The following is a 15,757-nucleotide window of genomic DNA, read 5'->3' as shown; positions in this document are numbered from 1 at the left end:
CTTGGACAGGTCCTGCTTCAGCACGTTCAGCGCCGCAGCCTCGCCGCCCGACGTCCACCAGTGCAGCATCTGCACTTCCTTCACATCCGCCGCACGCGCCCCAGCCGCTGCACCGGCAACCGCCAGCGCTACCAAAGCACTCGTCGTCATCAGTCTACGCATGATCTTCCTCCCAATGTTGCAAATCGTCCGAGCGAAGGTCGTCCTCCGCCCCCGAAAGCCTCCACCGTCAAGCAGAAGCTATTCTGCTGGCGACCCTGTTCGCCGCGAAGCATTTAAAACGTTATAAATAAACTCAAGTCAAGATCCTGATTCCGAATTGCATATTGGGAATAACAGACTGAATAAGCTTGATTTTGTGGGAAAATTCGACAAGTTTTCCCATCAATTTTCTCAGGTATTCGCGTCGCAAACGTTTTCAGAAGCGCATTTGCACTTCGTTTCGAAACAGCGTACAAGGCGGTCACTCCGAGGCAGGCTGAGTATTCCCTTGAAAGACACTTCCGGAAAATCCGCGTCCCTTGCGACGCCCGTGCGCAAAAGCGGCAAGCCGACCCTGCGCACAATTTCCGAAATGACCGGCTTTGCCGTCACAACCGTGTCCCGGGCACTGGGCAATGCGCCGCAGATTTCGATCGAGACGCGCGAGCGTGTCCACGCAGTCGCTGCCCAAATCGGATATCTTCCTGATCGCGCCGCACAGCGCCTGAAGACAGGCAAGACCAACGTCATCGGCATCCTGCTCGATCCGCACGAGGAAATTCTCGGCTACGGCATTTCCATCATGCACGGGCTTGCCAAGGCGCTGAGGAATACCGCTTACCACCTGATCGTGACGCCGAACTTCATCAATGGCAGCAATCTCGACGCCGTACATTACCTGGTGCGCAACGGCATGGTTGACGGATTGCTCTTCTCCCGAACGGAACCGTTCGATCCCCGCGTCCGTCTTCTGCTCGAAAGCGGCTTTCCGTTTGTCACACACGGACGGACGGAGTTCACAGTTGATCATCCATTCGTCGACTACGACAACTTCAGCTTTGCCTACGAGGCGACGAAGCGGCTGGTCGAACGGGGCCGGCGCAAGCCGATGATCATCCTGCCGCCGAGGCGTCTGACCTTCTCGCAGCATCTGCTGCACGGCTTCATGACGGCAGTTCGCGAGGCGGGAGTCGATTACGAGATTCCCGAGGAGATCGACCTGGACTGTCCGGTGGAGCAAATTCGCGACTATATGAGCCGCCGCGCCTCGCAGTCCGGTGCTCCCGATGGCTTTGCCTGCGGTGGCGAGGTTTCGGCCCTGGCGACCATTACCGGCATGGGCGACAATGGCCTCACGCTCGGGGTGGAATATGATGTGGTGGCGAAGCGCACCTCGAAACTGCTGAGCCAGATCCAGCCCAAGGTCGAGACCATCTACGAAGACCTGACCGATACGGGCGAGCGGATGGGGCACGTCCTGCTCGCCTGCATCGCCGGCGATCAGGCCGCCGAAAGACAGGTCTTGCTGAAACCTGAAGTCAGCTTCCCCATGCTTTCGAATGTCGGCTAACTAAAACGTCTTGCGACTATCCGGGCTGATGGTCGCCAATATCGGATCGCCCTGTCATTTCCGTCGCAATGCCTTCGGGCGCTGTCAGTGGTTTCGCGCGACTGTCTCTTTTCGAAAAGCAGCGGGACTTCTTGCGGTCCATTTCCGAAAGGCGCGATGGAAGGCGCTGGGTTCGGAAAAGCCGAGGCGTGTGGCGATCTCCCCGACGCCGAACTCGGTCGTCTGCAGCATCTCGATTGCGAGATCACGGCGGATTTCATCTCTGATGGCGGCATAATTCTGCCCTTCGGCATGCAGGCGATGCCGAAGCGTCGATGGCGACATGCGCATTTGCGCGGCCAGATCATCGAATGCTTTCCACGATGCAGGCGGCATTTGCCTGAGGCGCTGGCGCACATTTGCCGCAAGGCCGGCATCATAGCGATAGCGCACAAGGATATTGGCCGGCGCGTTGCGCAGAAATTGCTTCAGAGCCTGCTCGTTGCGCGTCACCGGCAGTTTGAGCAGGGAAGCGTCGAATGCGAGCCTGCTGACGGGCTGGGAAAAGCGCACCGATGCCCCGAAAAACTGCCGATAATCGGCGCCATGATCCGGCTCGGCACAACGAAAATCGACCATTCGCAAAGGAATACGGCGGCCGATGAGCCAGCAGGTAATGCCGTGCAGCAATATCCAGTAGGTCCGGTAGGCAAAGGCGGAGCGCGCACTCGTCAAGTCAGTGAGCTCGACATGCGCCAGTCCATCGGCCACCTCGATGTGCCCTTTCGGGTCTTCCAGCACGATGTTCAAAAATCGTAGCGCGCGGCGCAGCGCCTGTTCGAGGGTTTTCGCGTGCAGGATACAGTGGCAGAGCAGCGTGAAGCTGCCGCGCCGCATGGGTCTGGCGCCCATGCCGAAGAATTCGTCGTCTATCTCGGCCGCGATCGCAAGCCAGAGCGCACCATAGCTTTCGGCGGAAACTGGCGCATCGATCTGAGGGGACAGGCCCAGCGCCGTCAGTATCTGTTCGGGGGATTTTCCTTGCCGCCGAACGCTGTCGATCGCCTCCCTGACGAAGAAAGGTGATATCATCCGCCGTCCGGCTTCGGTCATCGTCATGCTTTCTGAAACATGGTAAAACTGGCCGATGATTTGAGACGCTTTTGTCATCGAATGCAATATCGTCCGGAGATAGAGTCGGCCGAAGGCGCAAGGCAAATCGCGTCCTGCCGGGAGATGCGATGCTGCAGGCGACTGCATGGCGCTGGAGGCCCCCGGTTGAAATCGACCGCGCTGGAGGAAAGCGACCATGTTGATCCACGGGAAGACCTTCGTCGTTACCGGTGGCGGTTCAGGACTTGGAGCGGCCGTTGCGCGCATGCTGGCAAGCGAGGGCGCGAATGTCGTGATTGCGGATGTCAACGCGGATGCCGGAGCCGCCATTGTCGGCGAGCTCGGCGCCAGTGCCGCCTTCATCAGGACCGATGTCACGCAGGAAAAGGACGGCCAGGCCGCGGTCGATCTGGCGCTGGAGCGCTTCGGTCATCTGAACGGGCTGGTCAATTGCGCCGGCGTTGCTCCTGGCGAAAAGGTGATCGGCCGCAACGGCCCGCACAGGCTCGACAGCTTTTCCCGCACGATCGGCATCAATCTCATCGGCACCTTCAATATGATCCGGCTCGCTGCGGCCGCCATCGCCAAAGAAGAGCCTGATGCCGAAGGCGAGCGCGGTGTCATCGTCAACACGGCTTCCGTCGCTGCCTTCGACGGACAGATTGGCCAGGCGGCCTATGCGGCTTCCAAGGGCGGCGTTGCTGCCATGACGTTGCCGATCGCGCGCGAATTGGCCCGCAGCGGAATTCGGGTCGTTGCCATCGCGCCAGGCATCTTCGAGACGCCGATGATGGCCGGCATGCCGCCGGAGGTGCAGGATTCGCTGAGCAAGAGCGTGCCCTTTCCGCAGCGCTTCGGAAAGCCGGTGGAATTTGCCGCGCTGGTACGCCACATCTGTGAGAACGTCATGCTGAATGGCGAGGTCATCCGCCTCGATGGCGCATTGCGCATGGCGGCGCACTGAGGCAGGCTCGTTATGGGAGGTTTGATATGAGGCCAGAGGATCCGATCGTCATCGTTGGTGCTGCCCGCACGCCAATGGGCGGCTTCCAGGGCGACCTTAAGGATTGCACCGCGCCGGAACTCGGCGCTGCCGCGATCCGCGCCGCCCTAGAGCGCAGCGGCATTAGCCCGGATGCGGTTGAGGAAACGGTCTTTGGTTGCGTTCTTCCGGCCGGCCAGGGCCAGGCACCGGCGAGACAGGCGGCGATTGGCGCCGGCTTGCCGTTTGCAGCAGGCGCAACCACCGTCAACAAGATATGCGGCTCCGGAATGAAGGCAGCCATGCTGGCGCATGATCTCATTGCTGCCGGTAGCGCTTCGATTGCGGTTGCTGGGGGCATGGAGAGCATGACGAATGCGCCTTACCTGCTCGACCGGGCGCGCGGCGGCTACTGGCTCGGGCACGGCCGCGTCATCGACCATATGTTCCTCGACGGGCTCGAAGACGCATACGACAAGGGGCGGCTTATGGGCACCTTCGCCGAGGATTGCGCCGAAGCCTATCAGTTTAACCGCGCAGCACAGGACGACTATGCCGTCACGTCTTTGACCCGTGCCCGCAATGCGATCGAAGAGGGCGCGTTCGACGCCGAGATCGTGCCCGTCACGGTCAAGGCCGCACGATCCGAGACGGTCGTCAGCCAAGACGAGCAGCCTGGCAAGGCGAAGCTGGAGAAGATCCCAACGCTGAAGCCGGCGTTCCGCGAAAACGGCACGGTGACCGCTGCGAACGCCTCTTCTATTTCCGATGGTGCGGCCGCGCTGGTATTGATGCGGCGCTCCCAGGCCGAGCGCGAGGGCATCGCGCCGATCGCCACCATCGTCGGCCATTCAACGCATTCGCAGGCCCCCAATCTGTTTGCGACCGCGCCGATCGGCGCGCTGCGCAAGCTTGGCGAACGCACCGGCTGGAGCCTTCGGGATGTCGATCTGTTCGAGATCAACGAAGCCTTTGCTGTGGTGGCCATGGCGGCGATGCGCGATCTCGACTTGCCGCACGAAAAGGTCAATGTTCACGGTGGCGCCTGCGCGCTCGGCCATCCGATCGGCGCATCCGGCGCCCGCGTGCTTGTCACCTTGCTTTCCGCGCTCAAGCGCTATGGCATGAAGCGCGGCATGGCGACGCTTTGCATCGGTGGCGGCGAAGCGACTGCGATGGCTATCGAACTGAATTGAACGGTTTCGAGGAGGAGGCCGGACCATGATCCTGAGCGAAGACCAGATCCAGATCCGTGACATGGCGCGCGATTTTGCCCGCGAGCGGCTGGCACCGGGTGCGGCTGAGCGCGATGTGAGCAGCCGCTTCCCTCGCGAGGAATTGAAGGAGATGGGCGAGCTTGGCTTTCTCGGCATGCTCGTGCCGGAAGCTTACGGCGGCTCCGAAACCGGCGTGATCGCCTATGCCGTGGCGCTGGAGGAAATCGCCGCCGGTGACGGCCCTTGCTCCACCATCATGAGCGTGCACAGCTCGGTCGGCTGCGTGCCGATCCTGAAATACGGCACGGAAGAGCAGAAGCAGCGGTTTCTGCCGAAGCTTGCAAGTGGCGAATGGATCGGCGGCTTTGCCTTGACCGAGCCGCAGGCCGGCTCCGACGCCTCGAATCTCAAGACCCGGGCTCGTCGCAACGGCGATCATTATGTCATCGACGGTGCCAAGCAGTTCATCACTTCGGGCAAGAACGGCAATGTCATCATCGTCTTTGCCGTCACCGACCCCGATGCGGGCAAGAAGGGCATTTCAGCCTTCATCGTGCCGACCGATACACCCGGCTACGAGGTCGTGCGCGTCGAGCACAAGCTGGGACTGCATTCCTCCGATACATGCCAGATCGCCTTTACCAATATGCGCATCCCAGCCGACAATCGGCTCGGCGAAGAAGGTGACGGCTACAGGATTGCCCTGTCGAACCTGGAGGGAGGGCGCATCGGTATCGCCTCGCAGTCCGTCGGCATGGCGCGTTCGGCTTTCGAGGCGGCGCGCGATTATGCCCGCGAGCGCAAGACGTTCGGTTTGCCGATTATCGATCACCAGGCGGTTGCCTTCCGGCTTGCTGACATGGCGACTCAGATCGAGGTGGCGCGCCAGATGGTGCTGCATGCGGCGCAGTTGAAGGAGGAGGGGCAGCCCTGCCTCACCGAGGCGTCGATGGCCAAACTGTTCGCCTCGGAAATGGCCGAAAAGGTTTGCTCCGACGCGATCCAGATCCATGGCGGCTACGGATATATGGCGGATTATCCGGTCGAGCGCATCTATCGCGATGTCCGTATCTGCCAGATCTATGAGGGAACAAGCGACGTCCAGCGCATCGTTATCGCACGCAATTTGTAGGATATTTGTGGCTGTGCCTGCCGTGGGGAGCAACGGGCAGGGTGGTCCACAAGGGAGGTATCGCAGCACATGAACGAAGTTCCAAGTCTCAGCCTGCACGTCCCCGAGCCGGCGGTCCGGCCCGGCGGCCAACCGGATTTCTCCAATGTCAAGATCGCCAAGGCCGGCGCAGTACCACGGCCAGAGGTCGACGTGGCGCCGGAAGAAATCCGAGATCTCGCCTATTCCATCATCCGCGTGCTCAACCGCGACGGCGAGGCCGTCGGCGCTTGGGCGGGGCTGCTCTCCGACGAGGAGCTGCTGACGGGCCTGCGCAACATGATGAAGCTCCGGGCCTTCGACGCCCGCATGCTGATGGCGCAGCGTCAGGGAAAGACCTCTTTCTATATGCAGCATTTGGGTGAAGAGGCGGTCAGTTCCGCCTTCCGCAAGGCGCTCAACAAGGGGGACATGAACTTCCCGACCTATCGGCAGGCGGGGCTCTTGATCGCCGACGATTACCCGATGGTCGAGATGATGAACCAGATCTACTCGAACGAGGCCGACCCTCTGCGCGGGCGGCAGTTGCCGATCATGTATTCATCGAAGGAGCATGGCTTCTTCACCATCTCCGGCAATCTTGCCACCCAATATGTGCAGGCTGTCGGTTGGGCCATGGCGTCGGCCATCAAGAACGACAGCAAGATCGCCGCCGCCTGGATCGGTGATGGTTCGACGGCCGAGTCCGACTTCCATTCCGCGCTGGTCTTCGCCTCTACCTACAAAGCGCCGGTCATCCTCAACATCGTCAACAACCAGTGGGCGATCTCGACCTTCCAGGGCATTGCGCGCGGCGGCTCCGGCACCTTTGCCGCCCGCGGCCTGGGCTTCGGCATTCCTGCATTGCGTGTCGATGGCAATGATTACCTGGCTGTCTACGCCGTCGCCAAATGGGCGGCCGAGCGCGCCCGTCGCAATCTCGGTCCGACGCTGATCGAATATGTCACCTACCGCGTCGGCGCCCATTCCACCTCGGATGATCCGAGCGCCTATCGGCCGAAAACCGAATCCGAGGCATGGCCGCTCGGTGATCCGGTGTTGCGGCTGAAGAAGCATCTGATCGTGCGCGGCGCCTGGTCGGAGGAGCGCCACGCACAGGCGGAAGCGGAGATTCTAGACGAGGTCATCGAGGCACAGAAGCAGGCCGAAAGCCACGGCACGCTTCATGCAGGCGGCAAGCCATCCGTGCGCGACATCTTCGAAGGCGTCTATGCGGAAATGCCCCCGCATATCCGTCGCCAGCGACAGAAGGCAGGATACTGACATGGCAAGAATGACAATGATCGAGGCCGTGCGCAGCGCCATGGACGTCTCGATGGGACGGGATGACGATGTCGTCGTCTTCGGTGAGGACGTCGGCTATTTCGGCGGCGTCTTCCGCGCCACGCAGGGGCTGCAGGCCAAGTACGGCAAGACCCGCTGCTTCGATGCGCCGATCAACGAATCCGGCATTCTCGGCACGGCGATCGGCATGGCCGCCTATGGCTTGAAGCCCTGCGTCGAGATTCAGTTTGCCGACTACATGTATCCGGCCTATGACCAGATCACCCAGGAAGCAGCGCGCATCCGCTATCGTTCCAACGGTGACTTTACCTGCCCGATCGTCGTGCGCATGCCGACCGGCGGCGGTATCTTCGGCGGACAGACACACAGCCAGAGCCCGGAAGCGCTGTTCACCCACGTCTGCGGGCTGAAGGTGATCGTCCCCTCCAACCCGTACGATGCCAAAGGCCTGCTGATCGCGGCGATCGAGGACCCCGACCCGGTGATGTTCCTCGAACCCAAGCGGCTCTACAACGGCCCGTTCGACGGCCATCACGAGCGTCCGGTCACTCCATGGTCGAAACATGACCTTGGCGAGGTTCCGGAAGGACACTACACGATCCCGATCGGCAAGGCGGAGATTCGCCGCCCAGGCAATGCCGTCACCGTCGTCGCTTATGGCACGATGGTGCACGTGGCGCTCGCCGCAGCGGAGGAGACGGGGATCGATGCCGAGGTGATCGACCTGCGCAGCCTGCTGCCCCTCGATCTCGATACGATCGTCCAGTCGGTGAAGAAGACCGGCCGCTGTGTCGTCGTGCATGAGGCGACGCTCACCTCCGGCTTCGGCGGCGAAATCGCTTCGCTGGTCCAGGAGCACTGCTTCTACAGTCTCGAGGCGCCGATCGTGCGCGTAACCGGCTGGGACACGCCCTATCCGCATGCACAGGAATGGGACTATTTCCCCGGCCCCGCCCGTGTCGGCCGGGCGCTCAAAGAAGTGATGGAGGGCTGAAGATGGGTGAATTCGTCATCAAGATGCCCGATGTGGGTGAAGGCGTGGCCGAGGCCGAACTGGTCGAATGGCACGTCAAACCGGGCGACCCGGTCCGCGAGGACATGGTGCTCGCCGCCGTGATGACCGACAAGGCGACGGTGGAAATACCCTCGCCGGTCGAAGGGGTCGTGCTTTGGCTTGGCGCTGACGTCGGTGACACGGTCGCCGTCAAGGCACCGCTCTTGCGTATCCAGGTCGCCGGTGAGGATGGGAGTGCAGCCGAAGCGGCGCCCTCCACTACGGCTGAACCGTCCGCGACGGTCGAGCCGGCCAAAGACAAGCCCGCAGAGGCTAAGCCGGCACCGCCGCCGCAGGCCAGACCCGCCGCCGAGACCAAAGTCAATCAGCCGGAAAAACTCGCGGAGCGCCCCGCCGCTCGCGAGCCGACGGAGCGGCCGCTTGCGTCTCCTGCCGTCCGGCTGCGTGCCCAGGAGGCTGGTGTCGATTTGCGCCAGGTGCCCGGCACCGGCCCGGCCGGCCGCATCACCCATGACAATCTCGACCAGTTCATAGCGCGTGGCATCCAGCCCGCTGTTGTTCAGACCGGCCCCGTCCGCAAGACCGATGTCGAGGAGATCAAGCTCACGGGCCTCCGCCGCCGCATCGCCGAGAAGATGCGTCTTGCAAGCTCGCGCATTCCCCACATCACCTATGTCGAGGAGGTCGACGTCAGCGACCTTGAGGATCTGCGCGCGACGATGAATGCCGGCCGCAAGCCCGATCAGCCGAAGCTGACCATCCTGCCCTTCCTGATGCGGGCGCTGGTGAAGACGATTGGCGAGCAGCCGGGTGTCAACGCCACATTCGACGACGACGCGGGTATCGTCACCCGCTACGGCGCTGTCCATATCGGCATTGCCACGCAGACACCATCCGGCTTGACCGTACCCGTTGTCCGGCATGCCGAGGCCCGGTCGATCTGGGATACGGCCGCCGAACTCGCGCGTCTTGCCGAGGCTGCCCGTCACGGCACCGCTGCCCGCGAGGAGCTGTCCGGTTCCACGATCACCATCTCCTCGCTCGGGGCACTCGGCGGCATCGTGACCACGCCGATCATCAACCATCCGGAAGTGGCGATCGTCGGGGTCAACAAGATCATGACACGGCCCGTCTGGGACGGCACCCAGTTCGTCCCGCGCAAGATGATGAACCTGTCGTCGAGCTTCGACCATCGGATCGTCGACGGCTGGGATGCGGCAGTCTTCGTCCAACGGATCAAGGCGTTGCTCGAAACCCCCGCGCTGATTTTTATTGAAGGCTGATGGCATGAAAGAGATCGTCTGTAAGCTCCTCGTCATCGGCGCCGGTCCTGGCGGCTATATCTGCGCCATTCGCGCCGGCCAGCTCGGCGTCGACACTGTCATCGTCGAATCGACGAAGGCCGGCGGCACCTGCCTGAATGTCGGCTGCATCCCCTCCAAGGCGCTCATCCATGCAGCCGAGGAATTTGACAAGGTCCGCAACATGACCAGCCCCAACGCGCTCGGCATCACCGTCGAGGCGCCGAAGCTCGATCTCGCCCAGACGATCCGCTGGAAGGACGGCATCGTCGGCCGGCTGAACAGCGGCGTGCTTGGCCTTCTGCGCAAGGCCAAGGTCAAGATCGTGCATGGGCAGGCGAAGTTCCGCGATGGCAAGACCGTTGAGGTCGACACCGAGACCGGAATCCAGGTCATCCGCGCAGAAACAGTTGTCATCGCCACGGGTTCCGAACCGGTCGAATTGCCTTCGCTGCCTTTTGGCGGTGCGATCCTCTCGTCCACCGAAGCGCTGGCGCTGACGAGCGTTCCGGCCACGCTCGCTGTCGTCGGCGGCGGCTATATCGGCCTGGAGCTCGGCACTGCCTTCGCCAAGCTGGGCTCGCAGGTCACGGTGGTCGAGGCGATGCCGCAGATCCTGCCGCAATACGACGTCGAACTCGTCAAGCCGGTTGTCAAACGGCTGAATGAACTTGGCGTACGGGTGGTGACAGGCGCAAAGGCCAAGGGTTATTCAGGAGAGGCCTTGCTGATCGAGACCGCCGCCGGTGAGGAGGAGCGGATTGCTGCGGACAAGGTGCTCGTGACAGTCGGCCGCAAGCCGCGCACCGAAGGATCGGGTCTCGAAGAACTGGAACTCGATCGCGCCGGCCGCTTCATTCGTATCGACGAGCGCTGCCGCACATCCATGCGCGGTGTCTACGCGATCGGCGACGTCACCGGGGAGCCGATGCTGGCCCATCGCGCCATGGCGCAGGGCGAGATGGTGGCTGAGATCGTTGCCGGCCGCAAGCGCGCCTGGGACAAGCGCGCCATACCGGCGGTCTGCTTCACCGACCCGGAGATCGTCACCGCGGGGCCTTCACCGGACGAGGCACGCGCTCAGGGCTATGAAATCCGCGTCGGCGTCTTCCCCTTCAGCGCCAATGGCCGCGCGATGACGACCCAGTCGGAAGACGGGTTCGTGCGTGCCGTGGCGCGGGCCGATACCAATCTGGTGCTTGGTCTGCAGGCGGTCGGTGTCGGGGTCTCCGAACTGTCGAGCGACTTTTCCCTGGCGCTCGAAATGGGCGCGCGACTGGAGGATATCGCCGGCACGATCCATGCTCATCCCACTCGCAGCGAAGCCTTGCAGGAAGCGGCATTGAAAGCGCTGGGCCATGCCCTGCACATCTGAGCCAACCTCTCGGTCATACAGGCGCGCGAAGTTGCAGATTCATCGGCATGGATCAGGCCTTCACGCCTTCAACCGGCCAGAAGCGTTCCTTGAAACCGCTCTTTGTGTCTGCGCCCATATAGTGTCGCAGTTCCACTTCTGCGTCGAGGCCGGGAAAAATCTCGGCAATCTGTGAAGCGTATTTCATGATAGCCGCGAATTTGGGTTCGAAGTCGACTTCGACATCCACCGGGTCCTTGAGCTTCCAGGTGGTTCTTTCAAGCGCCGCAGGAACGTTGTCGGGAAAATCTCGGGGAAATAGTCCTGCGGAATAGGGAATGTCTTCGTATAGATAGACATCCGCATTCCATCCCGGATACCCGTCCTTGAACGCTTGCGACGTGATGATATGGTCAACATGGCGGCCGACCGTCAGCGGGCATAGAATCATGTTTGGGCGAACCGTCCGAACCCAATCGGCGAGCAATGCGCGCAGTGGCTCCCAAGCAATGTCCTTGGGGTTCGGGGGCGAAAAGACGGCCTTCCGGTTGACATAGAGGAAGTCGCCATTGCCGTCTCTGCGATAGATGGCATCCAGCAAGCCACCGTGAATATGGTCCGCGCCCAGCGACTGCACGGAAGCGACATCTTCCTTGCAGCGCAACTCGTAGGGCTTGGGGCCCAGGGCCCACCATTCATGCAGTTCCTGCACAAAGGGAGATGGCTCGCCGTCAAACTGAGCATCGGCCGTGAAAATGGTGGCCGCCACAACGGAAACACCGTTCTTTACCGCCGTGTCCATGAAGCCACCGGCACTCAGCACGGCATCGTCGAGATGAGGTGACAGAATGAGAATACGATCATCTTTGTTAAGCTTATTCAGCATTTTAACGATCCATTTCGCCGACGAATGAATTTGGCTTTGAACGTCCGAGCAATTGAACAGGCTGGCTCAGGCGGCTGTGCCTAATCCGGCATAGCAAGTTATCGGGCCGTTGATAAGCATCACCTTGGGTGAGGGTTCATGGGGACGACGGATAGATGAATCGGCGCCGTCATTGGCGCGCCGCCACTATAACCACATGGTGATCAGGAGGCCGCGTTTGTTGGGACCTGGATCTCGGTAGTGCCTCGCTCTACCACTTCAAACGTAGCCCGACATTGCCTTCGAACAGGCGTTGATGCTCGCCGCTGACGTCGAATTTATAGTCCGCCGTTGCAAAGGCGCTCCACGATGTGTTGAAGGCATAGACCAGGCCGCCGCCAAGCTCGACCGACGTGCCCTTTGTCGAGGTATTCATCGGGTCGGCACCAAATCGTACCGTGTCGGTGGTGTCGAAGTTGTGCCAGAGATTGGCCTTCAGATAGGGTTGAAGCAGACCGTTGGGGGTCTGGAAGTTGCCTTGCAGGCGCGCGCCCAGCCGGCCGGTCCAGCTTTTATCCGAGCCGAATGAGACGGTTGAATAGGCATCACGCTTGTCGTCGAGCGAGATGTCCTGCCAAATAAGCTGTGCCTGCGGCTCGAGAGACCAGTGGTCGGCGAGTGTGATCGGATAACCGCCTTCCAACGATGCGGTGAACCCGCTTCCTCCAATATCGATTCCGGTTCCGCCGATCGAGTTGGCATCGCCACCGAACCAGGTGCCCATCAGCACGCCATCGAGATACCAGCCGGACGGGCCGATATGGGTCCAATAGGCGCCAAAGCTGTTTGCATCAAGGTTGAATTTGCCGGTCTTTACATTGTTCCAGCCAACTGCCTGGCCGGTGACATCCGCGCTGAGATTGGCATAGCCGTAGAACAGACCGGCAATGTCGCGGTTGCCATCGTTGCTCTCATGGCTGAGAATATCCAGGCCGGTTTGCAGGCCCCAAAGCGATCCTTCGATCGACGGTGACACGGAACCCGCCCAGCCCTGATCGACATGTTCGCCGAAAGCGCGACCCCAGGCTGCCGAGACATTGTCACCCGGCGTCAAGGCGCTTTGCTCGCCGCGGCGCTCGTGAAACGTACCCAGTGTCGTGAGCGTTGCGATCTGCGCTGCCGGCGGGAGCGCCGTGTAGGTTGCCACCTCCGGGCGGATCAAGGGGATGACCTCGACGTCGACGCCGCCGATATTTATGATTTTGGGAGAGATGGGGGTTGCCCCCGGATTCGGCGGTTTCGGCGATGGATTGTCGGGTGTCGCGATTGGCGGCTGGATAACAGAGGTTTCACCTCCGGGCGGCGTGACCAAAATGGGTGTTTCTGGATCCGGGTCGGTCGGGGTTGGCTCTGGAGCGACATAGGTGGAGCGCAGATACCAGTTATTGCTCGTACCGGTGCTGATGCCACCCTTAAAGAGGTAATATTCGTAGGCGCCGGCAGCAGCCCGGCCGTTCAGATAAAAAGCGTTGCTGCTGGCCGTGGCGCCGTTCAATGCCTGCACAACGTTGATGCCGTCGACCATCGTGGCTGCACCGCCGCCGCCGAAATTATTGACTGTGATGGCCGTCGTACCCGATGCGGTCCCGCCGTCGATCACCAGCCTATCGGAGGCGGACGCATCGCCGCCGAGTACGGTGTTGAGGAGGAGGGAGCCGCCAGAGCCGACATAATTTCCAACGACGGTGAGGCTGTTCGTCGCTTGCGAGCCGCCATTGGTCAGGTCGATAACGCCTGAATTGGTCAGTGTCACGGCAGGGCCGCCCGGGTAGGGTGTAATCGAAGGATTAAAGCCGCCGCCGGCGAGCAGACTGGCACCGGATGAGACCGTGACATTGCCTGTCAGATCCTTCTGCAGCTGAAATGTGCCGCTCTGGATGAAGCTGTCGCGGAAGTCGCCGGTGCCGGCCCATGTCCAATCCGTGCCGGTCATGTAGAGTGTCTGGAAGTTGGTGAAGGCGTTGTCGATCACGCCCTGGCCCTGAAGCGTGACCTTGTTGCTTCCGCCGCCGCCATTGGCGGTTCCGATCATCTTCGAGCCGGTTTGAAGTGTCAGGTCTATATTGCCGTTTCCGCCGCTGATGGCAAAGCCGTTGCCGCCGCTGAGAAGCCCCGCATTGGTAATGGCGGTTTGTCCGTTCAGCGTGCGAATGGCGGGACCCTGGTCGCTGATAATCTGGCCGCCAGCAAGATTGATGATCGTAGCGGTGAACGACGAGCCGAGCGTATTGGAGAAGACCCCGTCCGACGGCGGGCTGCCCGAGGCCGCGCCGCCGGTTGCATGGATGATGCCGCTGTTCACCAAAGTGCCGTTGCCGCCCTGAATATAGACTGTCGGCGAGCTGTTTCCGCTCGTGGTCAGCGTGCCTGTGTTGGTGACCGTGCCATTGGCGCCGAGAATGGAAACGGCACGCGCATTACTGCCGCTGGTCGATACCGAACCATTGTTGATAATGGTGTTGTTGGGAGAGCCGCCCCCACTTTGGCCCCAGCTGGCCGTCATGCCATAGGCATTCGGTCCTGTCGTCGTAATCGAGCCGTTGTTGATGAGCGTGTTGCCGCCACCGTCGGCCGCCATGCCATCATTGTATTGGCCAGTGTTGCTGATCGAACCATTATTGGTGATGGTGTTATTGCTGCCGGTGCCGACGAGACCTGCGCCGCGATTGAGGCCGCTGCTGCCCGATCCTGTAAGAGAAATACTGCCGTTATTGACGATGGTACTGGAATCGGCGACGCGCGCGCCGGCATTGGCGGTTGGCGAGCGGACGACAGTCACAATCGCGCCGCCGAGGATGTCGATCGTGACGTTGGAGCTGCCGGCAGCTCCATAGACGCCGGTGGTGACCGGATTGGGCGAGGTCGAGTCGCAGGTGGCTGTCTGGCCATTCGTGGGAGTGAAACTACTGCATGCTGCTTGCGCGACTTCAGGGGATGCGATGCTTGCCCCCATTAAAAGCGTGGCCTTAAGGCAGGTGTAGCGGAATTTCCGAACTGAATTCGTCATACGGCGCATCGCCCCCCGACTGCACTAGACGCTTCCAACTGATATTTCAGTTTCTCCCTTGCAATCTAAGAGCATAGGTGAAGATTCGTATCAACTAAAAAAGATAAGACTAATTATATGTGTGCGGAAGCCGCGCGGCTGCGTCGTTCGAGCACAGGGATCGATGACCATCGGCTCGCCGGGCGCATGAGGGAGGGTTGCGCCAAGAGTTGGCCTATCCTGATAGCCGAGATATATCCGAGCCTGTTCCGCCGGCTGGCGTGATCAGATCTCGCCAGTCCCTTCGCTTCAGCGAGTGGAAAGGGCCGGCGGCGGCGGTGGGGTGGTGGAGCCGGAGCCGAGCGAGCGCTGGACCATGACGCTGTCCGCCCAGTGGCCGTAACGATAGGCCACGCCCGGCAACAGGCCGACGCGAGTGAAGCCGAAGCGCTCGTGCAGCGCGAGCGAAGCGGCGTTGTCGGCGTCGATATAGCCGATCATCTGCCGGAAGCCGGCCGCGGCGCAGGCGTCGATCAGCCCGCGCATGAGCAGGCTGCCGACACCCTGGCCGACATGGTCGTGATGCACATAGATCGAGTGCTTGACAGTGTAGCGATAGGCCGGGCGTTTGCGGAAGAGGACGACGTAGGCATAGCCCACGACCTTTTCACCGACGACTGCGACGACATGCGGGAACCGGCGGTTCTTCAGATTTTTGCGCCGGTCCCTGAGATCGTCGGGCTGGGGGGTGTCGTTGTCGTCCACCCCATCCTCGACGCCGCGGCGAATGTGGCGACGATAGATCGCCAGCATGGCATCGACGTCGCCTTCGCGCGACGGGCGAATGATGATTGCTTTGTCCTGCTCCATGATCGAAC

The 15,757-nt window shown here is 61.5% G+C and carries 12 protein-coding genes and 1 pseudogene; 8 read left to right on the top strand and 5 right to left on the bottom strand.

Features of this window, described 5'->3' with window-relative positions:
- Nucleotides 1-162 (bottom strand): annotated as a pseudogene (locus ACQZ6F_RS33295) (sugar ABC transporter substrate-binding protein); the annotation flags it as partial.
- A gap of 328 nt (nt 163-490) precedes the next feature.
- Between ACQZ6F_RS33295 and ACQZ6F_RS33290 the strand changes: the two are divergent.
- Complete coding sequence (locus ACQZ6F_RS33290; protein WP_246662577.1) at nt 491-1,552, top strand: LacI family transcriptional regulator; 1,062 nt, start codon at nt 491-493, stop codon at nt 1,550-1,552.
- A gap of 84 nt (nt 1,553-1,636) precedes the next feature.
- Here ACQZ6F_RS33290 and ACQZ6F_RS33285 read toward each other — a convergent pair whose 3' ends face one another.
- On the bottom strand, nt 1,637-2,644 hold the full coding sequence (locus tag ACQZ6F_RS33285) for an AraC family transcriptional regulator (RefSeq protein WP_449096233.1): 1,008 nt from the start codon (nt 2,642-2,644) through the stop codon (nt 1,637-1,639).
- A gap of 196 nt (nt 2,645-2,840) precedes the next feature.
- Here ACQZ6F_RS33285 and ACQZ6F_RS33280 point away from each other — a divergent pair, with 196 nt between their 5' ends.
- The 7 genes from ACQZ6F_RS33280 to lpdA all read left to right on the top strand — a co-directional run bounded on the left by ACQZ6F_RS33280 (nt 2,841) and on the right by lpdA (nt 10,989).
- Complete coding sequence (locus tag ACQZ6F_RS33280; RefSeq protein WP_449096234.1) at nt 2,841-3,608, top strand: 3-hydroxyacyl-CoA dehydrogenase; 768 nt, start codon at nt 2,841-2,843, stop codon at nt 3,606-3,608.
- A 26-nt stretch (nt 3,609-3,634) separates the two neighbouring features.
- On the top strand, nt 3,635-4,822 hold the full coding sequence (locus ACQZ6F_RS33275) for an acetyl-CoA C-acyltransferase (RefSeq protein ID WP_449096235.1): 1,188 nt from the start codon (nt 3,635-3,637) through the stop codon (nt 4,820-4,822).
- A gap of 25 nt (nt 4,823-4,847) precedes the next feature.
- Nucleotides 4,848-5,975: an acyl-CoA dehydrogenase family protein gene (locus tag ACQZ6F_RS33270; protein WP_449096236.1), complete on the top strand. Its 1,128-nt coding sequence runs from the start codon at nt 4,848-4,850 to the stop codon at nt 5,973-5,975.
- A 69-nt stretch (nt 5,976-6,044) separates the two neighbouring features.
- Complete coding sequence (locus tag ACQZ6F_RS33265; protein WP_449096237.1) at nt 6,045-7,277, top strand: thiamine pyrophosphate-dependent enzyme; 1,233 nt, start codon at nt 6,045-6,047, stop codon at nt 7,275-7,277.
- A gap of 1 nt (nt 7,278) precedes the next feature.
- Nucleotides 7,279-8,292 (top strand): alpha-ketoacid dehydrogenase subunit beta, encoded by a 1,014-nt coding sequence (locus ACQZ6F_RS33260; RefSeq protein ID WP_068394612.1) that lies wholly within the window; start codon nt 7,279-7,281, stop codon nt 8,290-8,292.
- A 2-nt stretch (nt 8,293-8,294) separates the two neighbouring features.
- Entirely contained in the window at nt 8,295-9,596 is a 1,302-nt protein-coding gene (locus ACQZ6F_RS33255) for a dihydrolipoamide acetyltransferase family protein (protein ID WP_449096238.1), read from the top strand.
- A gap of 4 nt (nt 9,597-9,600) precedes the next feature.
- Complete coding sequence (lpdA, locus tag ACQZ6F_RS33250; RefSeq protein ID WP_449096239.1) at nt 9,601-10,989, top strand: dihydrolipoyl dehydrogenase; 1,389 nt, start codon at nt 9,601-9,603, stop codon at nt 10,987-10,989.
- Between the two features lie 52 nt (nt 10,990-11,041).
- Here lpdA and ACQZ6F_RS33245 read toward each other — a convergent pair whose 3' ends face one another.
- The 3 genes from ACQZ6F_RS33245 to ACQZ6F_RS33235 all read right to left on the bottom strand — a co-directional run bounded on the left by ACQZ6F_RS33245 (nt 11,042) and on the right by ACQZ6F_RS33235 (nt 15,749).
- A complete protein-coding gene (locus tag ACQZ6F_RS33245; RefSeq protein ID WP_449096240.1) occupies nt 11,042-11,854 on the bottom strand; it encodes a PIG-L deacetylase family protein in 813 nt (270 codons plus the stop codon).
- Between the two features lie 250 nt (nt 11,855-12,104).
- Nucleotides 12,105-14,900 (bottom strand): autotransporter family protein, encoded by a 2,796-nt coding sequence (locus ACQZ6F_RS33240; protein ID WP_449096241.1) that lies wholly within the window; start codon nt 14,898-14,900, stop codon nt 12,105-12,107.
- Between the two features lie 288 nt (nt 14,901-15,188).
- Nucleotides 15,189-15,749, bottom strand: coding sequence for a GNAT family N-acetyltransferase (locus tag ACQZ6F_RS33235; protein WP_267551793.1), 561 nt, complete (start codon nt 15,747-15,749; stop codon nt 15,189-15,191).
- Between the last annotated feature and the right edge of the window lie 8 nt (nt 15,750-15,757).

The sequence above is a fragment of the Rhizobium sp. A22-96 genome (genome assembly GCF_053521805.1).
The sequence above is the reverse complement of the archived record's forward strand: the minus strand, read 5'-3'. Positions and strand labels throughout refer to the sequence as shown.

Coding starts and splice junctions, on each gene's coding strand:
- ACQZ6F_RS33260 (WP_068394612.1), top strand. CDS start 7,279: ATGGCAAGAATGACAATGATCGAGGCCGTGCGCAGCGCCATGGACGTC.
- lpdA (WP_449096239.1), top strand. CDS start 9,601: ATGAAAGAGATCGTCTGTAAGCTCCTCGTCATCGGCGCCGGTCCTGGC.
- ACQZ6F_RS33245 (WP_449096240.1), bottom strand. CDS start 11,854: ATGCTGAATAAGCTTAACAAAGATGATCGTATTCTCATTCTGTCACCT.
- ACQZ6F_RS33270 (WP_449096236.1), top strand. CDS start 4,848: ATGATCCTGAGCGAAGACCAGATCCAGATCCGTGACATGGCGCGCGAT.
- ACQZ6F_RS33265 (WP_449096237.1), top strand. CDS start 6,045: ATGAACGAAGTTCCAAGTCTCAGCCTGCACGTCCCCGAGCCGGCGGTC.
- ACQZ6F_RS33275 (WP_449096235.1), top strand. CDS start 3,635: ATGAGGCCAGAGGATCCGATCGTCATCGTTGGTGCTGCCCGCACGCCA.
- ACQZ6F_RS33240 (WP_449096241.1), bottom strand. CDS start 14,900: ATGACGAATTCAGTTCGGAAATTCCGCTACACCTGCCTTAAGGCCACG.
- ACQZ6F_RS33255 (WP_449096238.1), top strand. CDS start 8,295: ATGGGTGAATTCGTCATCAAGATGCCCGATGTGGGTGAAGGCGTGGCC.
- ACQZ6F_RS33235 (WP_267551793.1), bottom strand. CDS start 15,749: ATGGAGCAGGACAAAGCAATCATCATTCGCCCGTCGCGCGAAGGCGAC.
- ACQZ6F_RS33280 (WP_449096234.1), top strand. CDS start 2,841: ATGTTGATCCACGGGAAGACCTTCGTCGTTACCGGTGGCGGTTCAGGA.
- ACQZ6F_RS33285 (WP_449096233.1), bottom strand. CDS start 2,644: ATGACCGAAGCCGGACGGCGGATGATATCACCTTTCTTCGTCAGGGAG.